Source organism: Vreelandella sp. L-15, assembly GCF_056857635.1.
Window position 1 is genome coordinate 19,609 of the sequence record NZ_JBSXNN010000105.1, and the last position, 21,241, is coordinate 40,849.

A 21,241-nucleotide genomic window follows, 5' to 3' on the forward strand; every position below is an offset into this window, starting at 1 on the left:
TTTCGCTGGTCTACAGTAGCATCATCGCATCCATGGTGATGCTCACGACGCGAGAGAGTGCTATGACGACGTTAACTACCCCGACGACAATCCTTCATGCGACCGCCCTACTGCGCGTTAGCCTAGGTGTGATGGCCCTAGCTCACGGCCTGATGAAAGTGTTCGTGTTTACGCTTCCTGGCACGGTGGGCTACTTCGAATCGCTTGGCCTGCCCGGTTTCATGGCTTACTTGACCATTGCCGCCGAAGTCGGCGGAGGCTTGGCCCTGGTGCTGGGCCTATACACCCGCTGGGTGAGTCTGGCGCTAGTACCGGTGCTGCTCGGCGCCGCCTGGGTACACCTCGGTAACGGCTGGGTCTTCTCCAATCCCGGCGGCGGCTGGGAGTTCCCAGTGTTCTGGGCCGTGGCCCTCCTGGTGCAAGCCGGCCTGGGCAGCGGTAGCTTCGTCATCAGCCGCCGACTGGCATAATCCAATGGCCTACCGAGAATCACACGTTGGTAGGCCCACTGACTGGAGTGTATCCTATGTTACCGAGTCTCTTCATTTCCCATGGCTCTCCCATGCTGGCGCTCACCCCCACCCCCGCCCATCACTTTTTACGGGAGTTGGGCCAAACCCTACGCCCTAAGGCCGTGGTGGTCGTTTCCGCGCACTGGGAGACCCCACACTTGCAGGTCAGCAGCAGCGTAAAGCCTATCACCATCCACGACTTTGGCGGCTTTCCTGATGCGCTATTTGCGGTTCAGTACCCTGCCCCTGGTAACCCTGAGCTGGCCCAACGGCTGACCAAGCAGCTCGGCGCCACGCCCGTGGAGCGCGGGCTGGACCACGGTGCCTGGGTGCCACTCTCACTGATGTACCCTGACGCTGACGTGCCGGTAGTGTCGCTTTCGCTTCCCAGCCGTTGGAGTAATACCGAGTTGATAGCCCTGGGCGAGCAGCTGGCAATGCTGCGCCAGGAGGATATTTTAGTGGTTGGCTCGGGGAGCTTGACCCATAACCTCTATGAGCTTCAGCCACAGGGTAGCCAGATACCGGCCTGGGTAGGCAGCTTTGCCGAGTGGGTTAATGCACGGCTGCGCGAGGGCGATCGTGACGCGCTGGCCAACTGGCAAACCGCCCCAGACGCCAAGCGCAATCATCCCACGCCAGAGCACTTCCAGCCGCTGCTGGTGGCTATGGGAGCAGGCGGCAGCGCCGCCACCCAGCTACACCACAGTGTTGAGCACGGCGTGCTGGCAATGGATGTCTATCAGTTTGCCTAGCGCGCTTACGCTGTGGGGCGACGTTTCAGGGTGGTGCGACGGTCGTGATAGGCAATGGCCAGACCGCTGCACATGATCAGCGCGCTGCCTACCCAGACCCAGACGTCCGGCAGTTCTCCCCAGAACCACCACCCCAGCAGCACGGCCCACAGCATGGCGGTGTAATCGAAGGGCGCAGCAATGGCGGCGGGCGCATGGCGAAAGGCCAGGGTGATGAACGCCGTGGCCCCCACCCCCAGCACCCCGGAGGCGGCAAAGCCCAGCCAGTGCCAGGGATGGGGCGTTTGCCATACCCAGGGCAGGCTGAGGCCCGTCAGTACCAGCGGTACGGCCGTCATGTAGAACACCATGGCCCACAGGTGCTCGTTGGCGCCATAGCGCCGCGCCGTGACCATCATCAGGGCATAAAATACCGCTGCGGCCAGCAAAATCATGGCGCCTAGTTGAAACGCATCTCCGCCCGGGCGAACTACAATCAGCACGCCCACAAAGCCTACCAGTGATGCTACAAGCACTGGCGGATCAATACGCTCACCTAAAAGCGGCACGGATAGCAGCGTGACAAATAGCGGTGCGACAAACGCAATGGCGGTGGCTTCTGCCAGCGGTAACAGGGTTAGCCCCCACACAAAGCACACCATGGTGGCGGTGTAGATCAACCCACGCAGCAGGTGAACGCCTGGCCGCTTGGTGCGCAGCTTACGTAGCCCGCCGCCAAAATAAGCCAACAGAGCAATGAGCGGTAACGATACCAGCGTGCGGAAAAAAATAATTTGTATCGGGGAGTGCACCGCCCCTAACCACTTTGATACTGCATCCCCTAGTGCTAAAAACAGCACGCCTAAGCACATGCAAAGTATGCCTTTTAAGGATGGCGTCATAAACATGCTCCTTGTGTTGCTATTGTTATGGTCCTACTCGGATATCACCGACATACAATAAAAAGCCCCGCCAACGTACATTAGCGGGGCGGTGAACCACTGCGGTGGTTAAAGGCTTGCGTTGACCACCATACAATCCATGCCCTGCGCCTGAAGCGTTTGGCAAGCTTGCCGCGCCTGGGATTCGTTCAGTGAGACGACACGGGCGCGAAATACTGTCGTGGGCCCCTGAAGCGGATCGATGGCAACGCGGCCTCCCACGCTCGTTGGCAGCCGCTGCGCGGCTTGGCGAGCCAATTGCTCAGCTTGGGCCGCCTGGCTAAAGGCACCTACTTGAATGCCCCAGCCAGCAGAGGCCATTTGCGCAGTGGGAGGTGCCGTCGCCAGCACGCGCTCCCGCTCAATAAAGGCTTGCAGTGGATCTTGCGAGGCAGCTTCTGGTGCCTCCTTACGTGCGGCCTCCGCTTGGAGAAGCTGGGCCTCAACGGTTTGTGCCGGCGTACTGTTAGACATGGGCCGTGTGGGTGATAGCGACGTGGCGGAGATATTAGCCATCATCGGTTGTGAGCGAGGCTGAGTAAGCGGTTGGGCTGGTCCCGCAAACCCCATAAACTCACTTGAGAAACTGGTATCAGCAAGCCATGAGCGTTGATCTCTTAGCGACGCACGCATAAAGCTGCGGTCTAGCAGATCTGCCATATGGGTATCACGGGAAGAGGAACTGAATCCACCCATCACTACGGCTACCATACGGCGGCCATCATGGACAGCAGTGGTGGCCACGTTAAAGCCTGAGGCGCGAATGAAACCAGTTTTTAAGCCATCGGCCCCTGGGTAGTCACGCACCAATCGGTTGTGGCTGGTATGGCGAGTACCGCGGTAGGTGAACTCCTGCAAACCGAAATAGTGGTAATACTGGGGAAAGTCCTGCATCACCCGCACCGAGAGCGTCAACATATCTCGCGCGGTGGTGATTTGCAGATCATCCGGTAAGCCCGAAGCATTGCGGAAGGTAGTGGCATTCATGCCCAACTCACGCGCCTTCGCCGTCATCAGGTTCGCAAAGCGTTGCTCGCTGCCTCCTAGTGCCTCTGCCACCACGACCGCCACATCGTTGGCAGAACGCACTGCCAAGGCGCGAATGGCCGTATCCACAGGAATGGAGCTACCGGCCGACAGCCATAGTTTGGTCGCCGGCATGGCAGCCGCCTGAGCAGAAACGGGCAACGGCTGATCGAGGCTTAGCCTTCCCTCCTCCAGCGCTTCGAATGTTAGGTAGAGCGTCATCATTTTCGTGAGCGACGCAGGATAGCGTGGCTCGTCAGCATTTTCAGCGTATAGCACTTCGCCGTTTTCGAGATCCACAACGATGCCTGCATAACGAGGATTCGCCTGGGCGTTGGCGCTACCCATCAGCGTCATCATCAGCATGACCAGTAGCCAGTGCGCCGCCCAAACCGTTGTGCTCACTCCCCGTGTTGTTGCCATACCAACCTCTTACTGATTGATCACACTGCCCGACACTTGGCCATTCATACGGCTGCTGCATTAGCCTAGCATGCCTTATCGTTAAATTGATCTTCCCATAGAGCATTCATCTCGATAAAGCAGCGGAAAAAGCGCAGATATAAAAAAACCGACCCCAAAGGGTCGGTTTTCATTGTGCCTACCAGAAGGAGCAGCGCTTATTCAGCGACGGCTTCTTCTTCAGCCACCGGGCGGTCTACGAGCTCAACGTACGCCATGGGCGCGTTGTCGCCAGTGCGGAAACCGCACTTGAGAATACGGATGTAACCACCCGGACGCTCGGCGTAACGCGGACCCAGCTCGTTGAACAGTTTGCCGACGGCTTCTTTGGAGCGCGTACGAGCAAAGGCCAAACGGCGGTTTGCAACGCTATCCTGCTTTGCCAGGGTGATCAGCGGCTCGATAACGCGACGCAGTTCCTTGGCCTTGGGCAGGGTTGTCTTGATGACTTCATGTTCGACCAGCGAGACAGACATGTTTTTAAACATGGCCTGACGGTGCGAGCTGGTACGATTCAGATGACGACCACTCTTACGATGACGCATGGTTGTGATTCCTTACCAAACTGGGACTCAAGTCGACACTCACGCGGAGGCCTTGTCGTCCTTCAGGCTAGCGGGTGGCCAATTTTCCAGCCGCATACCGAGGGACAAGCCACGCGCCGCCAATACATCTTTGATTTCATTCAAAGACTTTTTACCGAGGTTCGGGGTCTTCAACAGCTCCACTTCTGTGCGCTGAATCAGATCACCGATGTAGTAAATATTCTCGGCTTTGAGGCAGTTAGCGCTGCGTACGGTCAACTCAAGATCGTCTACGGGGCGCAATAGGATAGGATCAACGTGATCCTCTTCCTCTTCGACTTCCTGCTCTTTGTCAGCTTCCAGGTCGACGAAGGCGGCCAGCTGCTCTTGCAGAATGGTCGCACTGCGACGGATAGCCTCTTCCGGATCCAGGGTACCGTCAGTTTCCAGGTCGATAATCAGCTTATCGAGGTCGGTACGCTGCTCAACACGAGCGGCTTCGACCGAGTAGGAAACGCGACGAACAGGGCTGAAGGTGGCATCCAGCTGCAGGCGGCCAATAGCACGGGTCTCTTCATCAGAGCCACGAGCGTCAGCCGGTTCGTAACCACGACCCAGCGCGACCTTAAGCTGAATTTTCAGCTCGGCACCTTCATTGACGTGTGCAATGACGTGGTCCGGGTTGACGATTTCGACGCTATGATCAAGCGCAATGTCGCCAGCGGTGACGACGGCTGGGCCCTGCTTGTTCAGCGAGAGCACCGCCTCATCGCGGCTGTGCATCTTGATCGCAACATCTTTCAAGTTCAGGAGGATTTCGATGACATCTTCCTGCACCCCTTCGAGCGCACTGTATTCGTGCTCTACACCGGCAATCTCAGCCTCTACCACGGCAGCGCCGGGCATGGATGAAAGCAGAATGCGACGAAGTGCATTCCCCAGGGTGTGACCAAAGCCGCGCTCGAACGGTTCGAGAACGATTTTGGCATGATGTGCGCTGATTTCTTCGACCTTGATGTCGCGAGGACGAAGAAACTCTGTCACTGAACGCTGCATATGAACACCTTTCAGGCTGCCAAACGGATACTGAGTACTCTAAAGCACAATACTCAAGAGCATCTGGGCGGTTAGCTTTGCTATCCCGCCCAGGCCTCAAGAAGCAGAAACGTACATCAAACTGCTTACTTGGAGTACAGCTCGACGATCAGGTTTTCGTTGATGTCGGCAGTCAGGTCACCGCGTTCAGGCAGAGCCTTGAAAGTGCCTTCCATCTTCTTGGCGTCGATTTCGATCCAAGCGATGTCGCCACGGTTGGCCGCAATGGTCAACGCGTTTTGAATACGGGCTTGGTTCTTCGCCTTTTCACGGATAGCAACAACGTCACCGGGCTTCACTTGGTAGGAAGCAACGTTAACGGTGCGGCCATTCACGGAAATCGCCTTGTGGCTGACCAGCTGACGCGCTTCAGAGCGAGTCGAGCCGAAGCCCATGCGGTAGACGACGTTGTCCAGTCGGGATTCAAGCAGTTGCAGCAATACTTCACCGGTCGCACCTTTCAGGCGAGCGGCTTCTTTGTAGTAGTTGCGGAACTGCTTTTCGAGTACGCCATACATACGGCGTACTTTCTGCTTCTCACGAAGCTGCAAGCCGTAGTCGGAAAGACGCTGACGACGCTGGCCGTGTACACCCGGGATTTGCTCGGATTTACACTTTTTCTCGAAGGGAGTCACGCCACTCTTCAGGAAGAGGTCGGTGCCTTCACGACGAGACAATTTGCACTTAGGTCCAATATAACGAGCCATGAATCTGTCTCCTTAAACGCGGCGTTTCTTAGGCGGACGGCAGCCATTGTGGGGAATGGGCGTCGCGTCTACGATGCTTTGCACGCGGAAGCCGGCGGCATTCAGTGCGCGCACGGCGGATTCACGGCCGGGACCGGGGCCTTTGACCAGCACGTCTACGTTTTTCACACCATACTCGGCTGCAGCAGTCGCTGCACGTTCGCTTGCTACTTGCGCAGCGAACGGGGTGCTCTTACGAGAACCACGAAAACCCGAACCACCGGCAGTTGCCCAAGAGAGAGCATTGCCCTGGCGGTCTGTGATCGTCACGATCGTGTTGTTAAAAGAGGCATGGATGTGCGCTACGGCGTCCACTACCTGCTTTTTAACCTTTTTACGGTTACTACGCGGGTTAGCCATGTTGATGTCTATTCCTGTCTTAACGTCAGCTCTCTATTAAAGAGCCTGCGTGTTATTTGCGGATCGGCTTACGCGGGCCCTTACGGGTACGCGCGTTAGTCTTAGTCCGCTGACCACGCAGCGGAAGACTACGACGATGACGCAGACCACGGTAGCAGCCTAAGTCCATGAGACGCTTGATATTAAGCGTGACATCACGACGAAGGTCGCCTTCTACGGTAAACTTACCAACTTCAGAACGCAGGGTATCCAGCTCATCGCTGGACAGGTCTACGATCTTGGCAGTCGGCGCGATACCGGCAGCAGCACAAATGTGCTTAGCGCGAGTACGGCCAATCCCGAAGATATAGGTCAGCGAGATCGCCGCATGCTTGTTGTCCGGGATATTGACGCCTGCAATACGGGCCATCAGCTTACTCCGAAATTTGAGCGGCTTGCTCGTTTAATCATCTACAAAAGGCGCAACAGCATACCCCTTTATAAGCCCTAAGGCAAGGGGTATGCCGGCACCGGCTTAATACAGCCCAGGTTTAGCCCTGACGCTGTTTGTGCCGAGGTTCGATGCAAATGACGCGAACAGCGCCATTGCGACGAATAATCTTACAGTTACGGCACATCTTCTTTACGGAAGCTCGAACTTTCATCGTTCTCTCCAATTCGCAACGGCGCGCCTCAGCGCATGATGCCGCCGCTACCGTAGCCTTTCAGGTTGGACTTCTTCATCACTGAGTCATATTGATGCGACATGAGATGCGACTGCACCTGGGCCATGAAGTCCATGATGACCACTACCACGATCAGAAGCGACGTGCCACCGAAGAAGAACGGCACGTTCCACGCTACGATCAGGAACTGGGGCATCAAGGAAACCGCAGTGATATACAAGGCACCGAACAGAGTGAGACGTGTCATCACTTTGTCGATATAGCGAGCGGTCTGCTCGCCGGGGCGAATGCCCGGCAGGAAGGCGCCTGACTTTTTCAAATTGTCAGCCACATCCTTGGGGTTGAAGACCAGCGCTGTGTAAAAGAAGCAGAAGAATACCACTGCCGCCGCGAAAAGCAAGATGTAAAGCGGTTGGCCGGGGCCTAACGCTTGTGATGCACGCTGCAACCACTCCATTCCTTCGCCAGCCCCCACCCACTGACCAATAGAGGCCGGGAAGAGAAGAATACTGGAAGCAAAGATGGCTGGAATAACACCGGCCATGTTCACTTTCAAAGGCAAGTAGCTGCTTTGGCCTGCATACATCTTATTGCCGACCTGGCGTCGTGGGTAGTTCACTTTGAGGCGGCGTTGGCCACGCTCAATGAATACCACAAACGCAACGGTGGCAATACCTAGCACTGACAGCGCTAACAGCGGAAGAACATTCCAGGCCCCTTCGTTGCGAGCAAGCTCAAACGCTTGCCCCACGGCACTGGGCAGCCCAGCGACGATCCCCGCGAAGATCAGCAGCGAAATACCGTTGCCGATACCCTTCTCGGTGATCTGCTCACCTAGCCACATCATAAACACTGCGCCCGACACAAACGTGATGATCGCAGTGAAATAGAAGCTGAAGTCAGCGCTGTAAGCGATGCCTTGGCTAGCCAGACCCACGGACATGCCGGTAGCCTGGACAAGTGCCAGTATCACCGTGCCGTAGCGGGTGTACTGGCTGATCTTGCGGCGGCCAGCCTCGCCCTCTTTCTTGAGTTGCTCAAGATGAGGGGAGACCGCAGTCATAAGCTGCATGATAATCGACGCCGATATATAAGGCATAATGCCCAAGGCGAGGACGCTCATGCGCTCCAGGGCGCCACCCGAGAACATGTTGAACATGCCTAGGATGGTGCCCTGTTGCTCCCTAAACAAGGCAGCAAGCTGGTCAGGATTGATACCGGGAACGGGAATGTGGGCACCAATACGGTACACCACGATGGCGAGGAGCACGAAGCGCAAACGCGCCCACAGTTCACTCAGACCGCTGCCCATCGCCGGCATATTTCCTGACTTGGCCATTTAGTCCTCTACCTTGCCGCCAGCGGCTACGATCGCTTCACGGGCACCTTTGGTGACCTTGATACCACGAACGGTAACCGCCTTATTCAGTTCGCCAGAAAGGATGATCTTCGCGTGTTGCGTAGCATCCTTCAGCACGTTGGCTTGCTTCAGGGTTTCCATGGTGACTTCGTCACCGGCAACCTTGGCAAGCTCGGCCAGGCGTACTTCTTCAGATACCAGCGACTTAGCAGACGTGAAGCCGAATTTCGGCAGACGACGCTGCAGCGGCATCTGACCGCCTTCGAAACCAGGCTTGACGCTGCCGCCACTGCGTGATTTCTGACCTTTGTGGCCACGGCCACCGGTCTTACCAAGACCGGAACCGATACCACGACCAACGCGCTTTTCAGCGTGTTTGGAGCCCGGTGCCGGGCTCAGGGTATTGAGTTTCATGGATTACTCTCCCTCAACGCGCACAAGGTAGTTAACCTTGTGGATCATGCCGCGTACGGCAGGGGTGTCTTCCAGCTCAACCGTATGACCGATGCGACGCAGACCCAGGCCTTTCATAGTAGCCTTGTGCTTGGGCAAAACGCCGATGGTGCTGCGGATCTGGGTAACCTTGATCGTTGCTGCCATGGTGCCTTACCCCGTGATCGCTTCGACAGACAGACCGCGCTTAGCGGCCACGTCTTCCGGTGCTTGCATGGAGGAGAGACCTTTGACAGTCGCTCGTACCACGTTAACCGGGTTGGTGGAACCGTAGCACTTGGCCAGTACATCGTGGACACCGGCTAGCTCTAGTACAGAGCGCATGGCGCCACCGGCGATGATACCGGTACCTTCGGAGGCTGGCTGCATGTACACCTTGGAAGCACCGTGACGGGCTTTGACCGGGTACTGCAGCGTGTGGCCTGCAAGGTTAACCTTGACCATGTTGCGACGAGCTTGGTCCATCGCTTTCTGGATTGCGACCGGCACTTCACGCGCCTTGCCACGACCGAAACCGACACGACCTTTACCATCACCAACGACGGTCAGTGCGGTGAAGCCGAAAATACGACCACCTTTGACCACCTTGGCGACGCGGTTGACCTGCACTAACTTCTCTTGCAGATCGCCGCTTTGCTGTTCGTTCTTCGCCATCGTAAAACCCTTTAGAATTCCAGGCCGCCTTCACGAGCGGCGTCGGCCAGAGCCTTGACGCGACCGTGATACTTAAAGCCAGCACGGTCGAAGGCCACCTGGGTGATGCCTGCTTCTTTAGCGCGCTCAGCAATCAGAGCACCGACCTTAGAGGCCGCGTCTGTGTTGCCGGTCGCACCCTCGCGCAGTGCTTTGTCCAGCGTAGAAGCGCTGGCTAGCACTTTGCCACCATCCGGCGAGATAATCTGCGCGTAGATGTGACGCGGGGTACGGTTGACGCACAGGCGATACACGCCCAGCTCGCGGATCTTGGCGCGAGCGCGGCGGGCACGACGGAGACGAGATTCTTTCTTCGCGTTCATAACCCTGCCTTACTTCTTCTTGGCTTCTTTGCGACGCACCTGCTCGTCGGCGTACCGTACACCTTTGCCTTTATACGGCTCTGGCGGACGGAAGGCGCGGATTTCCGCGGCGCACTGACCGAGCATCTGCTTGTCCGCGCTTTTCAGCACGATCACGGTGTTTTTCGGCGTTTCCGCTGTAACACCCTTAGGCAGTTCGTAGTCGACCGGGTGCGAGAAGCCCAGTGAAAGATTGAGCGTCTGGCCCTTAGCTTGGGCACGATAACCGACGCCAACAATTTCGAGAGTTTTTGTGAAACCCTCGGATACGCCCGTTACCAGGTTCTGAACCAAGGCGCGGGTAGTACCGGCCATTGCCCAGCTCTTGGCAGACTCACTCGGGGCGAAGGTCAGCTGACCATCTTCTTGAGCGATCACCACGTCTTGGTGAACGGTCATAGATAGTGTGCCCTGGCCGCCTTTGGCGGTCAGCTGGTCGGCATTGATTTTAATCTCAACGCCGGCAGGCACTTTAACCGGATATTTCGCTATGCGGGACATTCCAGCCTCCTAGAATACGGTGCAGATGACTTCGCCACCGACGCCTGCTTGGCGCGCGGCACGATCGGTCATGACACCATTAGAGGTGGTGACAATCGCGATACCCAGACCATCGGCGACCTTAGGCAGGTTGTCCTTGCCTTTGTACTGGCGCAGAGACGGCTTGGAAACCCGCTGAATGTGCTCAATAACCGGCTTGCCCTCAAAGTACTTGAGAGTCACGGTGAGCTCGGGTTTAACGCCTTCAGCCACCGTAAAGTCAGTAATGTAGCCTTCTTCCTTTAGCACTCGGGCCACTTCAACTTTCAGCTTGGAGGACGGCATGGTAGCCGTCTCCTTGGTGGCCATCTGCGCATTGCGGATACGGGTAAACATATCCGCCAGAGTGTCTTGCATGCTCATTTAATGTGCGCTCCTGATGATTCTACGTAGCGTTACCAGCTGGACTTTTTCAGACCAGGGACGTCGCCACGCATGGCGGCTTCACGCAGCTTGTTACGGCCGAGACCGAACTTGTTGTAAAAACCGTGCGGACGGCCAGTCACGCGGCAGCGGTTACGCTGACGCACCGGGCTTGAGTCGCGCGGCAGTTGCTGCAGCTTCAGCGTCGCCTCGAAACGATCTTCTTCAGAAGCGTTCACGTCCGAGATGATTTTCTTGAGCTCTGCGCGCTTAGCCGCATACTTCTCGACTAGCTGAGTACGCTTGAGCTCACGCTCTACCATACTTTTCTTAGCCATGATCCAACCCTTATTTCTTGAACGGGAAGTTCAGTGCTGCAAGCAGCGCACGACCTTCCTCGTCGGTGTTGGCGGTAGTAGTGATAGTGACGTCCAGCCCCCGTACGCGATCGATTTTATCATACTCGATCTCTGGGAAGATGATCTGCTCACGCACACCCATAGAGTAATTGCCGCGACCGTCAAAAGACTTCGGATTGAGACCACGGAAGTCACGCACGCGAGGAATCGCAATGTTCACCAGACGGTCCAGGAAGTCCCACATACGCGCGGAGCGCAGTGTTACTTTAATACCGATCGGCCAACCTTCGCGCACCTTGAAGCCCGCGATGGACTTACGTGCTTTAGTTACTAGCGGCTTTTGACCAGAGAGCTTCTCCAGATCGCCGATAGCGTTGTCGATCAGTTTTTTATCACTGACCGCTTCGCCGATACCCATGTTCAGAGTCACTTTCGTGATCCGGGGTACCTGCATTACGTTGGCGTAGCTGAACTGCTCTTTGAGTTGAGCCACCACCTCGTTTTGATAACGTTCTTTCAAGTTCGCCATTTTGCTACCCGACTCGCGTTAGGCGTCGATCTGCGTCTGCGTCGACTTGTAGATACGTACCTTGGTACCGTCTTCCTTAACTTGGAAGCCGACGCGATCCGCCTTACCGGTCTCCGAATTGAAGATGGCTACGTTGGACGCGTGAATCGGAGCCTCACGCTCGACGATACCGCCCTGATTTCCCGCCATGGGATTGGGCTTGGTGTGACGTTTAATCATGTTCACACCGGACACCACGAAGCGGTTGTCTAACACCCGCTTAACGGTGCCGCGCTTGCCCTTATCCTTCCCGGCGATGACGATGACTTCATCGTCACGTTTGATCTTTTGCATATCCGCCTCGCTCCTTACAGCACTTCAGGCGCTAGGGAAATGATCTTCATGAACTTCTCATTACGAAGCTCACGAGTTACCGGCCCGAAGATACGCGTGCCGATCGGCTGTTCGTTGGTGTTGTTCAACAAAACTGCCGCATTTCCATCGAAACGGATCAGCGAACCGTCACTACGACGGACGCCACTACGGGTACGAACGACTACCGCTTTCAGCACTTGGCCTTTTTTGACCTTACCGCGCGGAATCGCTTCTTTCACCGTTACTTTAATGACGTCACCAACGCGGGCGTAACGACGGTGTGAACCGCCTAGCACCTTGATGCATTGCACCCGGCGCGCTCCGCTGTTGTCGGCGACATCCAGCATTGTCTGAGTCTGAATCATCGGTTTTCTCCAAACCTAATCTGACTGCACTGGTTGGACAGACGCAGGGGTTAACCTTTGGCCTGCTCGACCACCTCGACCAGCGTCCAGGCTTTCTTCTTGGAAAGCGGACGGCACTCCTGAATGGAAACCGTATCGCCTGCCTTTGCCTGGTTCGCCTCATCATGGGCGTGCAGCTTGGTGGAGCGCTTAACGTATTTTCCGTAGATCGGGTGACGCTCACGACGCTCGATCATAACGACGATGGACTTATCCATCTTGTCGCTGACCACCTTGCCGGTCAGCGTACGTGTTTTCTTCTCTTCGGCCATCTCAATCACCTGCCTTCTCGTTGAGCACAGTCTTAACGCGGGCGATATCCCGACGGACCTGCTTGAGCAGATGAGTCTGGCTCAGTTGGCCAGTGGCCTTCTGCATGCGCAGGTTAAACTGCTCGCGGAGGAGCTCGAGGAGCTGCTCTTTGAGCTCTCCTGCGGACTTTTCACGAATTTCCTGGGCTTTCATCACATCACCGTCCGTTTCGCAAAGGTGGTGGACAGGGGCATCTTCTGGGCGGCCAGTTCAAATGCTTCACGGGCCAGCTCTTCGGATACACCTTCAATTTCGTACAGGACCCGACCCGGCTGGATCTGGGCTACCCAGTACTCAACTGAACCTTTACCCTTACCCATACGAACTTCGAGCGGCTTCTTGGAGATCGGCTTGTCAGGGAATACGCGGATCCAAATCTTACCGCCACGTTTGACGTGACGTGTGATCGCACGACGGCCGGCTTCGATCTGACGCGCAGTGATGCGGCCACGACCGGTTGCTTTGAGACCGTACTCCCCGAAGCTGATCTTGCTTCCGCGATGCGCTAGGCCACGGTTGCGGCCTTTCATCATCTTGCGGAATTTCATACGCTTGGGCTGTAACATCGACTCGCTCTCCCCTTACCTGGAACCTTTCTTCTTGGGCGCGTTGCCGGCAGGCTGCTGTTGCTTAGCCTTGGCACGTACTTCCTCGATACCGCCGAGGATTTCGCCCTTGAAGATCCACACTTTGACGCCGATGACGCCGTAGGTGGTGTGAGCTTCGTAAGTGGCGTAGTCAATGTCCGCACGCAGAGTGTGCAGCGGAACGCGACCTTCGCGGTACCATTCGGTACGTGCGATTTCGGCACCACCCAGACGACCTGACAGCTGAATCTTGATGCCGCCAGCGCCAAGACGCATTGCGTTTTGTACCGCGCGCTTCATCGCACGACGGAACATAACGCGACGCTCAAGCTGACCCGCTACGTTAGCAGCAACCAGCTTGGCATCCAGCTCCGGCTTGCGAACTTCTTCGATGTTCACATGAACCGGAACACCCATCATCTCGGTGAGATCGCGACGCAAACGGTCGACATCTTCACCTTTCTTACCAATCACGATACCCGGACGGGCAGTGTGAATGGTGATGCGGGCATTGTTAGCCGGACGCTCGATGTGAATGCGGCTAACGGAGGCGTTTTTCAGACGCTCTTCCAGGAAGCTGCGCACTTCGAGATCGTTGTTGAGCTTATCGGCATAGGCGCCGCGCTCGGCATACCAGACAGAAGCATGGTCTTTGACGATGCCCAGTCGAATGCCTGTTGGATTGACTTTCTGACCCATCTGGTCGACTCCTACTTCTCGGCTACCTTGACGGTGATGTGGCAGGTGCGCTTCAAGATACGATCCGCACGGCCTTTGGCGCGCGGCTTGATACGCTTGAGCGTCATGCCCTCATCGACGCAGATGGTCGAGACACGCAGCTCGTCGATGTCCATGCCGTTGTTTTCTTCCGCATTCGCGATGGCGGACTGAAGCACTTTCTTGACCAGTTTGGCAGCCTTCTTCGGGGAGAAGGTCAGCAGGTCAAGCGCTTCGGCGACCGGTTTACCGCGCACCTGGTCAGCCACCAAACGGGCCTTCTGTGCGGATAAAGCAGCGCCACTCAGCTTAGCTGTGACTTCCATCTCTTAATCCTCTCTGGCTTACCGTTTGGCTTTCTTGTCCGCCGCATGCCCGCGATACGTGCGAGTGGCAGCGAATTCGCCCAGCTTGTGGCCAACCATTTCCTCGGAAACATGCACCGGGACGTGTTGGCGACCGTTATGGACAGCGATTGTGAGGCCTACCATGTTTGGCAGGATCATCGAACGACGCGACCAAGTCTTGATCGGTTTACGGTCGTTCTTCTCCACTGCAGCCTCTACCTTCTTCAAAAGATGAAGGTCAATGAAGGGACCTTTCTTTAGTGAACGTGGCACAGCCGTTACCTCTTAATGTCTTGGCAATTTAGATCAACGTGTCTTATTACGACGACGAACGATCAGCTTGTCGGTGCGCTTGTTCTTACGCGTCTTGTGACCCTTAGTCGGCACGCCCCATGGGGATACCGGGTGACGACCACCACTGGTGCGGCCTTCACCACCACCGTGCGGGTGATCCACCGGGTTCATCGCGACACCGCGAACAGTCGGACGCACACCTCTCCAGCGCTTCGCACCGGCCTTGCCAAGTTGACGCAGGCTGTGCTCGGAGTTGCTCACTTCACCCAAGGTTGCGCGGCATTCAGCCAAAACCTTGCGCATTTCGCCAGAGCGAAGACGCAGGGTGGCGTAATTACCTTCACGAGCAACCAGCTGAGCGCTAGTACCGGCACTGCGAGCAATCTGCGCGCCTTTACCCGGCTTCAGTTCGATACCGTGAACGGTAGAACCCAGCGGGATGTTACGCAGAGGCAAGGCATTGCCTTTCTTGATGGGCGCGTTAACACCAGATTCCAGCACGTCACCCGCGCTGACACCTTTCGGTGCAATGATGTAACGACGCTCGCCATCGGCATACTTCAGCAGCGCAATGTGCGCACTGCGGTTCGGGTCGTGCTCCAGACGCTCAACAGTGGCAGGAATGCCATCTTTGGTGCGCTTGAAGTCGATCAACCGATAGTGATGACGGTGACCACCGCCCACGTGGCGGGTGGTGATGCGACCGTAGTTGTTACGGCCACCGGACTTGGACTGTTTTTCCAAAAGCGGTGCATAAGCACGGCCCTTGTACAGCTCCTCACCAACGATCTTGACGACGTGGCGACGACCGGCGGATGTGGGTTTGGTCTTGACGATTGCCATTATCCGTACTCCTGCCCTTATTCGGCGCCAGAGAAGTCTTCGAGCGTTTCACCCGCAGCCAGGGTCACATACGCTTTGCGGTAACCCTTTCGCAGGCCAACGCCGTGAGCAGTACGCTTTGTTTTACCCTTAACGTTCAGCACCTGAACGCTGCCGACCTTCTTGCCGAACAGTGCTTCAACGGCTTTCTTGATCTCGGGCTTGGTAGCATCGCTTGCCACCTTGAAAACGTACTGGTTGCGCTCGGCTGCCATCGCGGCCTTTTCGGTCACGTGCGGTCCAAGCAGAACCTTGAATACGCGTTCCTGGTTCATGCCAGCTTCTCCTCGAATTTACGCAGGGCGGAGACGGTGACCAGGACCTTATCAAAGGCAACCAGGCTCACCGGATCAGCTGCAGCGACATCCACCACATCGACGTGGGGAAGGTTGCGTGCGGCCAGATAGAGCGTTTCGTCAACTTCTTCAGTGACGATCAACACTTTCTCAAGGTTGAGCTCTTTCAGCTTGGCAGCTACCTGCTTGGTCTTCGGCGCTTCTACGCTGAACTCTTCAATAGCGACTAAACGCTCTTGACGTACCAGCTCAGACAGGATGGAACGCATCGCCGCGCGGTACATTTTGCGGTTAACTTTCTGGCTGAAGTCCTGAGGACGCGCCGCGAAAGTAACCCCGCCACTGCGCCACAGCGGAGAGCGAATAGTACCGGCACGTGCACGACCGGTACCCTTCTGACGCCACGGCTTCTTACCACCACCACGTACGTCGGAACGGTTCTTTTGAGCGCGTGTACCCTGACGGCCACCAGCCAAGTAGGCGGTAACGACCTGGTGCACCAGCGCTTCGTTGAATTCTTTGCCAAAAGTGGCGTCGGCTACTTCAACGGTACCCGTGCCTGCAGCAAGATTCAGATTCATTGGTAATTATCCCCTTCAGCCAGCTTTCACGGCGCTGCGAACGATAACGTCGCTACCGGTAGCACCCGGTACTGCGCCTTTGATCAGCAGCAGGTTACGCTCGGCGTCGACACGGACGATCTCAAGGCTCTGCACGGTGCAACGGGTGTTACCCATTTGACCGGCCATTTTCTTGCCTTTGAATACGCGACCAGGTGTCTGACACATGCCGATAGAACCCGGCGCGCGATGCGACAGGGAGTTACCATGGCTGTTGTCTTGGGTACGGAAGTTCCAGCGCTTAACAGCACCCTGGAAGCCTTTACCCTTAGAGGTGCCGGTCACGTCGATCATTTGACCAGCTTCGAAGAGGGATACGGTGAGTTCGCCACCCACTTCAGGAGCTTCTTCGCCTTCTGCAAGACGGAATTCCATCAGTGAACGACCAGCCTCAACACCCGCCTTGGCAAACTGTCCAGCTTGCGCTTTGGTGAGGTGCTTGGCTTTACGAGAACCTGTAGTCACCTGAACCGCTGCGTAGCCGTCAGACTCAATGGTCTTAACGCGCGTTACACGGTTAGGATCAACTTCAATAACGGTCACGGGCACGGATGCGCCATCTTCGGTAAAGACACGGGTCATCCCGGCCTTTTTACCGACTAAACCGATAGTCATACTCAGTCTCCTATAGTGTACGGGGCTATCACCCGCTATGGCTGCCCTTTCCAGAGCATTCCACTAGCACATTGTGTGGCGCCTCACGGCGCGGCGGCTGCTGCTCACATATTAAAACGGTGAGCGCTGGGCCGCGAAGTGTCTAGTGTATTAGTCGAGCTTGATTTGCACGTCTACGCCAGCGGCGAGATCGAGCTTCATCAGCGCATCAACAGTTCTCTCGGTCGGCTCAACGATGTCGAGCACACGCTTGTGAGTACGAATCTCATACTGATCACGCGCATCTTTGTTGACGTGCGGTGAAATCAGAATGGTATAGCGCTCGCGGTTGGTCGGCAGCGGAATCGGCCCACGAACCTGAGCACCAGTACGCTTAGCGGTTTCAACGATCTCCGCTGTGGACTGATCAATCAGGCGATGGTCGAACGCTTTCAACCGAATGCGAATCTTTTGGTTCTGCATTTGCCCTAAACTCCAATGGATGTCGACGGCGCGAGCCGTCTACCCACGCATTCAAAGGATGCGCATTATAGGCACGCCAAAAGCCCATGTCAAACATTTGCTATTGGTGCGCAGAAAAAGGGGCTCGCAAGAGCCCCTCTTGATCAATCATCAAGCAAGCTTACTTGACGATTTTTGCAACAACGCCAGCACCAACGGTACGACCACCTTCGCGGATTGCGAAGCGCAGACCTTCGTCCATAGCGATTGGAGCAATCAGGGTAACAACCATCTTAACGTTGTCGCCCGGCATTACCATTTCAACGCCTTCCGGCAGTTCACAAGTACCTGTTACGTCAGTGGTACGGAAGTAGAACTGGGGACGGTAGCCTTTGAAGAAAGGCGTGTGACGACCACCTTCTTCTTTGGACAGTACGTAGACTTCGGCTTCGAAGACAGTGTGCGGGTTGATGGTGCCCGGCTTCGCCAGTACCTGACCACGCTCAACGTCATCACGCTTAGTACCACGCAGCAGCGCACCAACGTTCTCACCTGCACGACCTTCGTCGAGCAGCTTACGGAACATTTCTACGCCAGTAACGGTGGTTTTGGTGGTGTCGCGGATACCCACGATTTCCACTTCTTCACCAGCTTTAACGATACCGCGCTCTACACGACCGGTAACAACGGTACCACGGCCAGAGATAGAGAATACGTCTTCGATCGGCATCAGGAACGGCTGGTCGATCGCACGCTCCGGCTCAGGGATGTAGTCATCCAGAGCTTTGATTAGGTTAGCTACCGCAGTAGTACCCATGCCGTTCTCGTCTTCACCGTTCAGCGCCATCAGCGCAGAACCAGTGATGATCGGCGTGTCGTCACCCGGGAAGTCGTACTCGGACAGAAGTTCACGAACTTCCATTTCGACCAGCTCGAGCAGCTCTTCGTCATCGACCATGTCCGCTTTGTTCAGGAACACAACGATGTACGGAACGCCAACCTGACGAGACAGCAGGATGTGCTCACGCGTCTGCGGCATGGGGCCGTCAGCGGCAGAACATACCAGGATCGCGCCGTCCATCTGGGCAGCACCGGTGATCATGTTCTTGACGTAGTCAGCGTGTCCCGGGCAGTCAACGTGTGCGTAGTGACGCACTTCAGACTGGTATTCAACGTGAGATGTCGCGATGGTGATACCACGCTCACGCTCTTCCGGAGCGTTATCGATGGTATCGAATTCACGCCAGTCGCCGCCGAAAACCTCAGCAGACACGCGGGTCAGGGCCGCTGTCAGAGTCGTTTTACCGTGGTCGACGTGACCGATGGTGCCGACGTTGACGTGCGGTTTGGAACGTTCAAATTTTTCCTTAGCCACTGCTATAACCTCTTTACGTTAGCTAACGGTTAACCGTTTTGGTTGATGACGGCTTCAACGACGCTGGAGGGCGCCTCCTCGTACTTCGCGAACTCCATAGAGTAGCTCGCACGGCCCTGGGTCTGTGAGCGCAGATCGGTTGCATAACCGAACATCTCACCCAGTGGCACCGTTGCACGAATGACTTTACCAGAGGAAGAGTCATCCATGCCCTGCACCAGGCCGCGACGACGGTTCAGGTCGCCCATGACGTCACCCATAAACTCTTCGGGGGTCACGACTTCGACCTTCATCACCGGCTCCAGCAGCACGGCCTTGGCCTTCCTGGCACCTTCTTTCACTGCCATAGAAGAAGCAATCTTGAACGCAGTCTCGTTAGAGTCCACGTCATGGTAGGAACCATCAAACAGCGTGACTTTGACGTCGATCATCGGGTAACCCGCGATGACACCATTTTGCAGCTGCTCGAAAGCACCTTTCTCAACCGCAGGTACGTATTCCTTCGGAACCACACCACCTACGATCTCAGAGTTGAACTTGAAGAAGATCTCTTCTTCGCCTTCACCCTTCTCTTCTGCAGTCAGCGGCTCGATACGCAGCCACACGTGACCGTACTGACCACGACCACCGGACTGACGTACGAATTTACCTTCCTGCTCGACGCTGCCACGAATCGTTTCACGGTAAGCAACCTGCGGCTTGCCGATGTTCGCTTCTACCTTGAACTCGCGACGCATACGGTCAACGATGATATCCAGGTGCAGCTCGCCCATACCCGAGATGATGGTCTGGCCGGTCTCTTCGTCGGTCTTCACCTGGAAGGAAGGATCTTCCTGGGCCAATTTACCCAGCGCAACACCCATTTTTTCCTGGTCAGCTTTCGACTTAGGCTCTACGGCAACAGAGATAACCGGATCCGGGAACTCCATGCGCTCAAGCACGATCTTGTGATCGATATCACACAGGGTATCACCTGTAGTGACGTCCTTCAGACCGATACAAGCAGCGATGTCGCCTGCGAGTACTTCTTTGATCTCTTCGCGAGAGTTGGCGTGCATCTGAACGATACGACCAACACGCTCTTTCTTCTGCTTAACGGAGTTATAAACACCATCACCAGATTTCAGAACGCCTGAGTAGACGCGAATGAAGGTCAGCGTACCAACGAAGGGGTCGGTGGCGATCTTGAACGCTAGTGCAGCGAACGGAGCGCTATCGTCTGCTTCACGAGTCGCGATGGTGCCGTCTTTGTCGTCCAGCTCACCTTCGATTGCTTTAACTTCTGTCGGCGAGGGCAGATACTCAACAACCGCATCCAGGACTGCTTGAACACCCTTATTCTTAAAGGCAGAACCACAGGTCACTAGAACGATTTCGCTAGCCAGTGTGCGCGCACGAAGGCCTGCTTTGATTTCTTCAATGGTCAGCTCCTCACCTTCGAGGTACTTATCCATCAATTCATCAGAGCCTTCAGCTGCGGCTTCGACCATTTGCTCGCGATATTTTTCGGCAGTCTCTTGTAGCTCAGCAGGAATATCGACAAGCTCATACGAAGTGCCTAAGTCTGCCTCATTCCAGAGGATAGCCTTCATCTCGATCAGGTCGATAACGCCTTTAAAGTCTTCCTCTGTACCCCAGTTAATCTGGATTGGCACAGCGTTAGCACCTAAGCGCTCCTTCAACTGGTCAACAACCATGAAGAAGTCTGCACCGGTACGGTCCATCTTATTGACGAAGACCATACGCGGAACTTCATATTTATTAGCCTGGCGCCATACGGTTTCGGTCTGCGGCTGAACGCCGGAAGAACCGCACAGTACAACCACAGCACCATCAAGAACACGCAAAGAACGCTCAACTTCGACAGTGAAGTCAACGTGCCCAGGGGTGTCGATGATATTAATGCGGTGCTCATCAAACTGGTGATTCATACCTTTCCAGAAGGTAGTAACAGCAGCCGAGGTGATAGTAATACCACGCTCCTGCTCTTGCTCCATCCAGTCAGTAGTCGAAGCACCTTCATGGGTTTCGCCCAGCTTGTGGTTTACGCCAGTGTAAAACAAAACACGTTCTGTCGTGGTTGTCTTACCTGCATCAACGTGGGCAACAATACCCAAGTTGCGATAGCGATTAAGCGGTGTTTTGCGTGCCACGGTGAAGCTCCCGTTAGTTGGCAATGCCCGTTAATTCAGCAGTGTTCATTTTGCTTATCCCACCGCCGCCACCCTCAAAGGTAGCGGCAGTGTGTTGCAGCATGGCGAAAAAACTCTTTA

The 21,241-nt window shown here is 55.9% G+C and carries 34 protein-coding genes; 2 read left to right on the forward strand and 32 right to left on the reverse strand.

Annotated elements, in window-relative coordinates:
• Positions 1-62 precede the first annotated feature (62 nt).
• Positions 63-470 (forward strand): DoxX family protein, encoded by a 408-nt coding sequence (locus tag AC13CY_RS17325; RefSeq protein WP_044628815.1) that lies wholly within the window; start codon positions 63-65, stop codon positions 468-470.
• A gap of 56 nt (positions 471-526) precedes the next feature.
• Positions 527-1,267, forward strand: a complete 741-nt coding sequence (locus AC13CY_RS17330) for a dioxygenase family protein (protein ID WP_054640910.1) — start codon at positions 527-529, stop codon at positions 1,265-1,267.
• A 5-nt stretch (positions 1,268-1,272) separates the two neighbouring features.
• Here the strand turns inward: AC13CY_RS17330 and AC13CY_RS17335 are convergent, their stop codons facing one another.
• The 32 genes from AC13CY_RS17335 to fusA form a co-directional block, all read right to left on the reverse strand.
• Entirely contained in the window at positions 1,273-2,148 is an 876-nt protein-coding gene (locus tag AC13CY_RS17335; protein WP_062363027.1) for a DMT family transporter, read from the reverse strand.
• A 108-nt stretch (positions 2,149-2,256) separates the two neighbouring features.
• Entirely contained in the window at positions 2,257-3,579 is a 1,323-nt protein-coding gene (locus AC13CY_RS17340) for a D-alanyl-D-alanine carboxypeptidase (protein ID WP_084354723.1), read from the reverse strand.
• A gap of 254 nt (positions 3,580-3,833) precedes the next feature.
• Positions 3,834-4,220, reverse strand: coding sequence for a 50S ribosomal protein L17 (gene rplQ, locus AC13CY_RS17345; RefSeq protein ID WP_062363025.1), 387 nt, complete (start codon positions 4,218-4,220; stop codon positions 3,834-3,836).
• A gap of 39 nt (positions 4,221-4,259) precedes the next feature.
• Positions 4,260-5,255 carry a DNA-directed RNA polymerase subunit alpha gene (locus tag AC13CY_RS17350; RefSeq protein ID WP_016915790.1) on the reverse strand — a complete coding sequence of 332 codons (996 nt, stop codon included), beginning with the start codon at positions 5,253-5,255 and terminating at the stop codon, positions 4,260-4,262.
• Between the two features lie 125 nt (positions 5,256-5,380).
• A complete protein-coding gene (gene rpsD / locus AC13CY_RS17355) occupies positions 5,381-6,001 on the reverse strand; it encodes a 30S ribosomal protein S4 (protein WP_058579838.1) in 621 nt (206 codons plus the stop codon).
• A gap of 12 nt (positions 6,002-6,013) precedes the next feature.
• Positions 6,014-6,400, reverse strand: a complete 387-nt coding sequence (rpsK, locus tag AC13CY_RS17360) for a 30S ribosomal protein S11 (protein ID WP_009099028.1) — start codon at positions 6,398-6,400, stop codon at positions 6,014-6,016.
• Between the two features lie 52 nt (positions 6,401-6,452).
• The gene (gene rpsM, locus AC13CY_RS17365; RefSeq protein ID WP_062363022.1) at positions 6,453-6,809 is read right to left on the reverse strand and encodes a 30S ribosomal protein S13; all 357 of its coding nucleotides are present in this window, start codon (positions 6,807-6,809) and stop codon (positions 6,453-6,455) included.
• Positions 6,810-6,930: 121 nt separating this feature from the next.
• Positions 6,931-7,044 carry a 50S ribosomal protein L36 gene (rpmJ, locus tag AC13CY_RS17370; RefSeq protein WP_009099023.1) on the reverse strand — a complete coding sequence of 38 codons (114 nt, stop codon included), beginning with the start codon at positions 7,042-7,044 and terminating at the stop codon, positions 6,931-6,933.
• A 28-nt stretch (positions 7,045-7,072) separates the two neighbouring features.
• Positions 7,073-8,404, reverse strand: a complete 1,332-nt coding sequence (gene secY / locus AC13CY_RS17375; RefSeq protein WP_054640906.1) for a preprotein translocase subunit SecY — start codon at positions 8,402-8,404, stop codon at positions 7,073-7,075.
• A complete protein-coding gene (rplO, locus tag AC13CY_RS17380) occupies positions 8,405-8,839 on the reverse strand; it encodes a 50S ribosomal protein L15 (RefSeq protein WP_044628823.1) in 435 nt (144 codons plus the stop codon).
• A gap of 3 nt (positions 8,840-8,842) precedes the next feature.
• Positions 8,843-9,025, reverse strand: a complete 183-nt coding sequence (gene rpmD, locus AC13CY_RS17385) for a 50S ribosomal protein L30 (RefSeq protein ID WP_009723888.1) — start codon at positions 9,023-9,025, stop codon at positions 8,843-8,845.
• Positions 9,026-9,031: 6 nt separating this feature from the next.
• Positions 9,032-9,532, reverse strand: coding sequence for a 30S ribosomal protein S5 (gene rpsE / locus AC13CY_RS17390; protein WP_007111990.1), 501 nt, complete (start codon positions 9,530-9,532; stop codon positions 9,032-9,034).
• A gap of 11 nt (positions 9,533-9,543) precedes the next feature.
• A complete protein-coding gene (gene rplR, locus AC13CY_RS17395) occupies positions 9,544-9,894 on the reverse strand; it encodes a 50S ribosomal protein L18 (RefSeq protein ID WP_044628825.1) in 351 nt (116 codons plus the stop codon).
• 9 nt (positions 9,895-9,903) lie between these two features.
• Complete coding sequence (gene rplF, locus AC13CY_RS17400; RefSeq protein WP_058579839.1) at positions 9,904-10,434, reverse strand: 50S ribosomal protein L6; 531 nt, start codon at positions 10,432-10,434, stop codon at positions 9,904-9,906.
• A gap of 9 nt (positions 10,435-10,443) precedes the next feature.
• Complete coding sequence (gene rpsH / locus AC13CY_RS17405; RefSeq protein ID WP_009723892.1) at positions 10,444-10,836, reverse strand: 30S ribosomal protein S8; 393 nt, start codon at positions 10,834-10,836, stop codon at positions 10,444-10,446.
• 32 nt (positions 10,837-10,868) lie between these two features.
• Entirely contained in the window at positions 10,869-11,174 is a 306-nt protein-coding gene (rpsN, locus tag AC13CY_RS17410) for a 30S ribosomal protein S14 (RefSeq protein ID WP_044628827.1), read from the reverse strand.
• 10 nt (positions 11,175-11,184) lie between these two features.
• The gene (gene rplE, locus AC13CY_RS17415) at positions 11,185-11,724 is read right to left on the reverse strand and encodes a 50S ribosomal protein L5 (RefSeq protein WP_054640904.1); all 540 of its coding nucleotides are present in this window, start codon (positions 11,722-11,724) and stop codon (positions 11,185-11,187) included.
• Positions 11,725-11,742: 18 nt separating this feature from the next.
• Positions 11,743-12,057, reverse strand: a complete 315-nt coding sequence (rplX, locus tag AC13CY_RS17420; RefSeq protein WP_054640903.1) for a 50S ribosomal protein L24 — start codon at positions 12,055-12,057, stop codon at positions 11,743-11,745.
• 14 nt (positions 12,058-12,071) lie between these two features.
• Complete coding sequence (gene rplN, locus AC13CY_RS17425) at positions 12,072-12,443, reverse strand: 50S ribosomal protein L14 (RefSeq protein WP_009723896.1); 372 nt, start codon at positions 12,441-12,443, stop codon at positions 12,072-12,074.
• Positions 12,444-12,493: 50 nt separating this feature from the next.
• Positions 12,494-12,754, reverse strand: a complete 261-nt coding sequence (gene rpsQ / locus AC13CY_RS17430; RefSeq protein WP_009723897.1) for a 30S ribosomal protein S17 — start codon at positions 12,752-12,754, stop codon at positions 12,494-12,496.
• Between the two features lies 1 nt (position 12,755).
• Positions 12,756-12,947, reverse strand: a complete 192-nt coding sequence (gene rpmC / locus AC13CY_RS17435; RefSeq protein WP_027337514.1) for a 50S ribosomal protein L29 — start codon at positions 12,945-12,947, stop codon at positions 12,756-12,758.
• Positions 12,947-13,360, reverse strand: a complete 414-nt coding sequence (rplP, locus tag AC13CY_RS17440; protein ID WP_007112000.1) for a 50S ribosomal protein L16 — start codon at positions 13,358-13,360, stop codon at positions 12,947-12,949. Before rplP ends, rpmC begins: the two co-directional genes overlap by 1 nt.
• A 15-nt stretch (positions 13,361-13,375) precedes the next feature.
• Complete coding sequence (gene rpsC / locus AC13CY_RS17445) at positions 13,376-14,080, reverse strand: 30S ribosomal protein S3 (RefSeq protein ID WP_018917731.1); 705 nt, start codon at positions 14,078-14,080, stop codon at positions 13,376-13,378.
• Between the two features lie 11 nt (positions 14,081-14,091).
• Entirely contained in the window at positions 14,092-14,424 is a 333-nt protein-coding gene (gene rplV, locus AC13CY_RS17450; RefSeq protein ID WP_044628831.1) for a 50S ribosomal protein L22, read from the reverse strand.
• An 18-nt stretch (positions 14,425-14,442) separates the two neighbouring features.
• Positions 14,443-14,718: a 30S ribosomal protein S19 gene (gene rpsS, locus AC13CY_RS17455; protein ID WP_009098993.1), complete on the reverse strand. Its 276-nt coding sequence runs from the start codon at positions 14,716-14,718 to the stop codon at positions 14,443-14,445.
• Between the two features lie 33 nt (positions 14,719-14,751).
• Positions 14,752-15,582 (reverse strand): 50S ribosomal protein L2, encoded by an 831-nt coding sequence (gene rplB, locus AC13CY_RS17460; RefSeq protein ID WP_044628832.1) that lies wholly within the window; start codon positions 15,580-15,582, stop codon positions 14,752-14,754.
• A gap of 17 nt (positions 15,583-15,599) precedes the next feature.
• Complete coding sequence (gene rplW, locus AC13CY_RS17465; RefSeq protein WP_009723902.1) at positions 15,600-15,896, reverse strand: 50S ribosomal protein L23; 297 nt, start codon at positions 15,894-15,896, stop codon at positions 15,600-15,602.
• Complete coding sequence (rplD, locus tag AC13CY_RS17470; protein WP_062363019.1) at positions 15,893-16,498, reverse strand: 50S ribosomal protein L4; 606 nt, start codon at positions 16,496-16,498, stop codon at positions 15,893-15,895. Before rplD ends, rplW begins: the two co-directional genes overlap by 4 nt.
• A gap of 15 nt (positions 16,499-16,513) precedes the next feature.
• Entirely contained in the window at positions 16,514-17,152 is a 639-nt protein-coding gene (rplC, locus tag AC13CY_RS17475) for a 50S ribosomal protein L3 (RefSeq protein WP_044628835.1), read from the reverse strand.
• Positions 17,153-17,302: 150 nt separating this feature from the next.
• Positions 17,303-17,614, reverse strand: coding sequence for a 30S ribosomal protein S10 (gene rpsJ, locus AC13CY_RS17480; protein WP_483052835.1), 312 nt, complete (start codon positions 17,612-17,614; stop codon positions 17,303-17,305).
• A 160-nt stretch (positions 17,615-17,774) separates the two neighbouring features.
• Entirely contained in the window at positions 17,775-18,968 is a 1,194-nt protein-coding gene (tuf, locus tag AC13CY_RS17485; RefSeq protein WP_044628837.1) for an elongation factor Tu, read from the reverse strand.
• A 29-nt stretch (positions 18,969-18,997) separates the two neighbouring features.
• Positions 18,998-21,121, reverse strand: coding sequence for an elongation factor G (gene fusA / locus AC13CY_RS17490; RefSeq protein ID WP_062362755.1), 2,124 nt, complete (start codon positions 21,119-21,121; stop codon positions 18,998-19,000).
• Positions 21,122-21,241 lie beyond the last annotated feature (120 nt).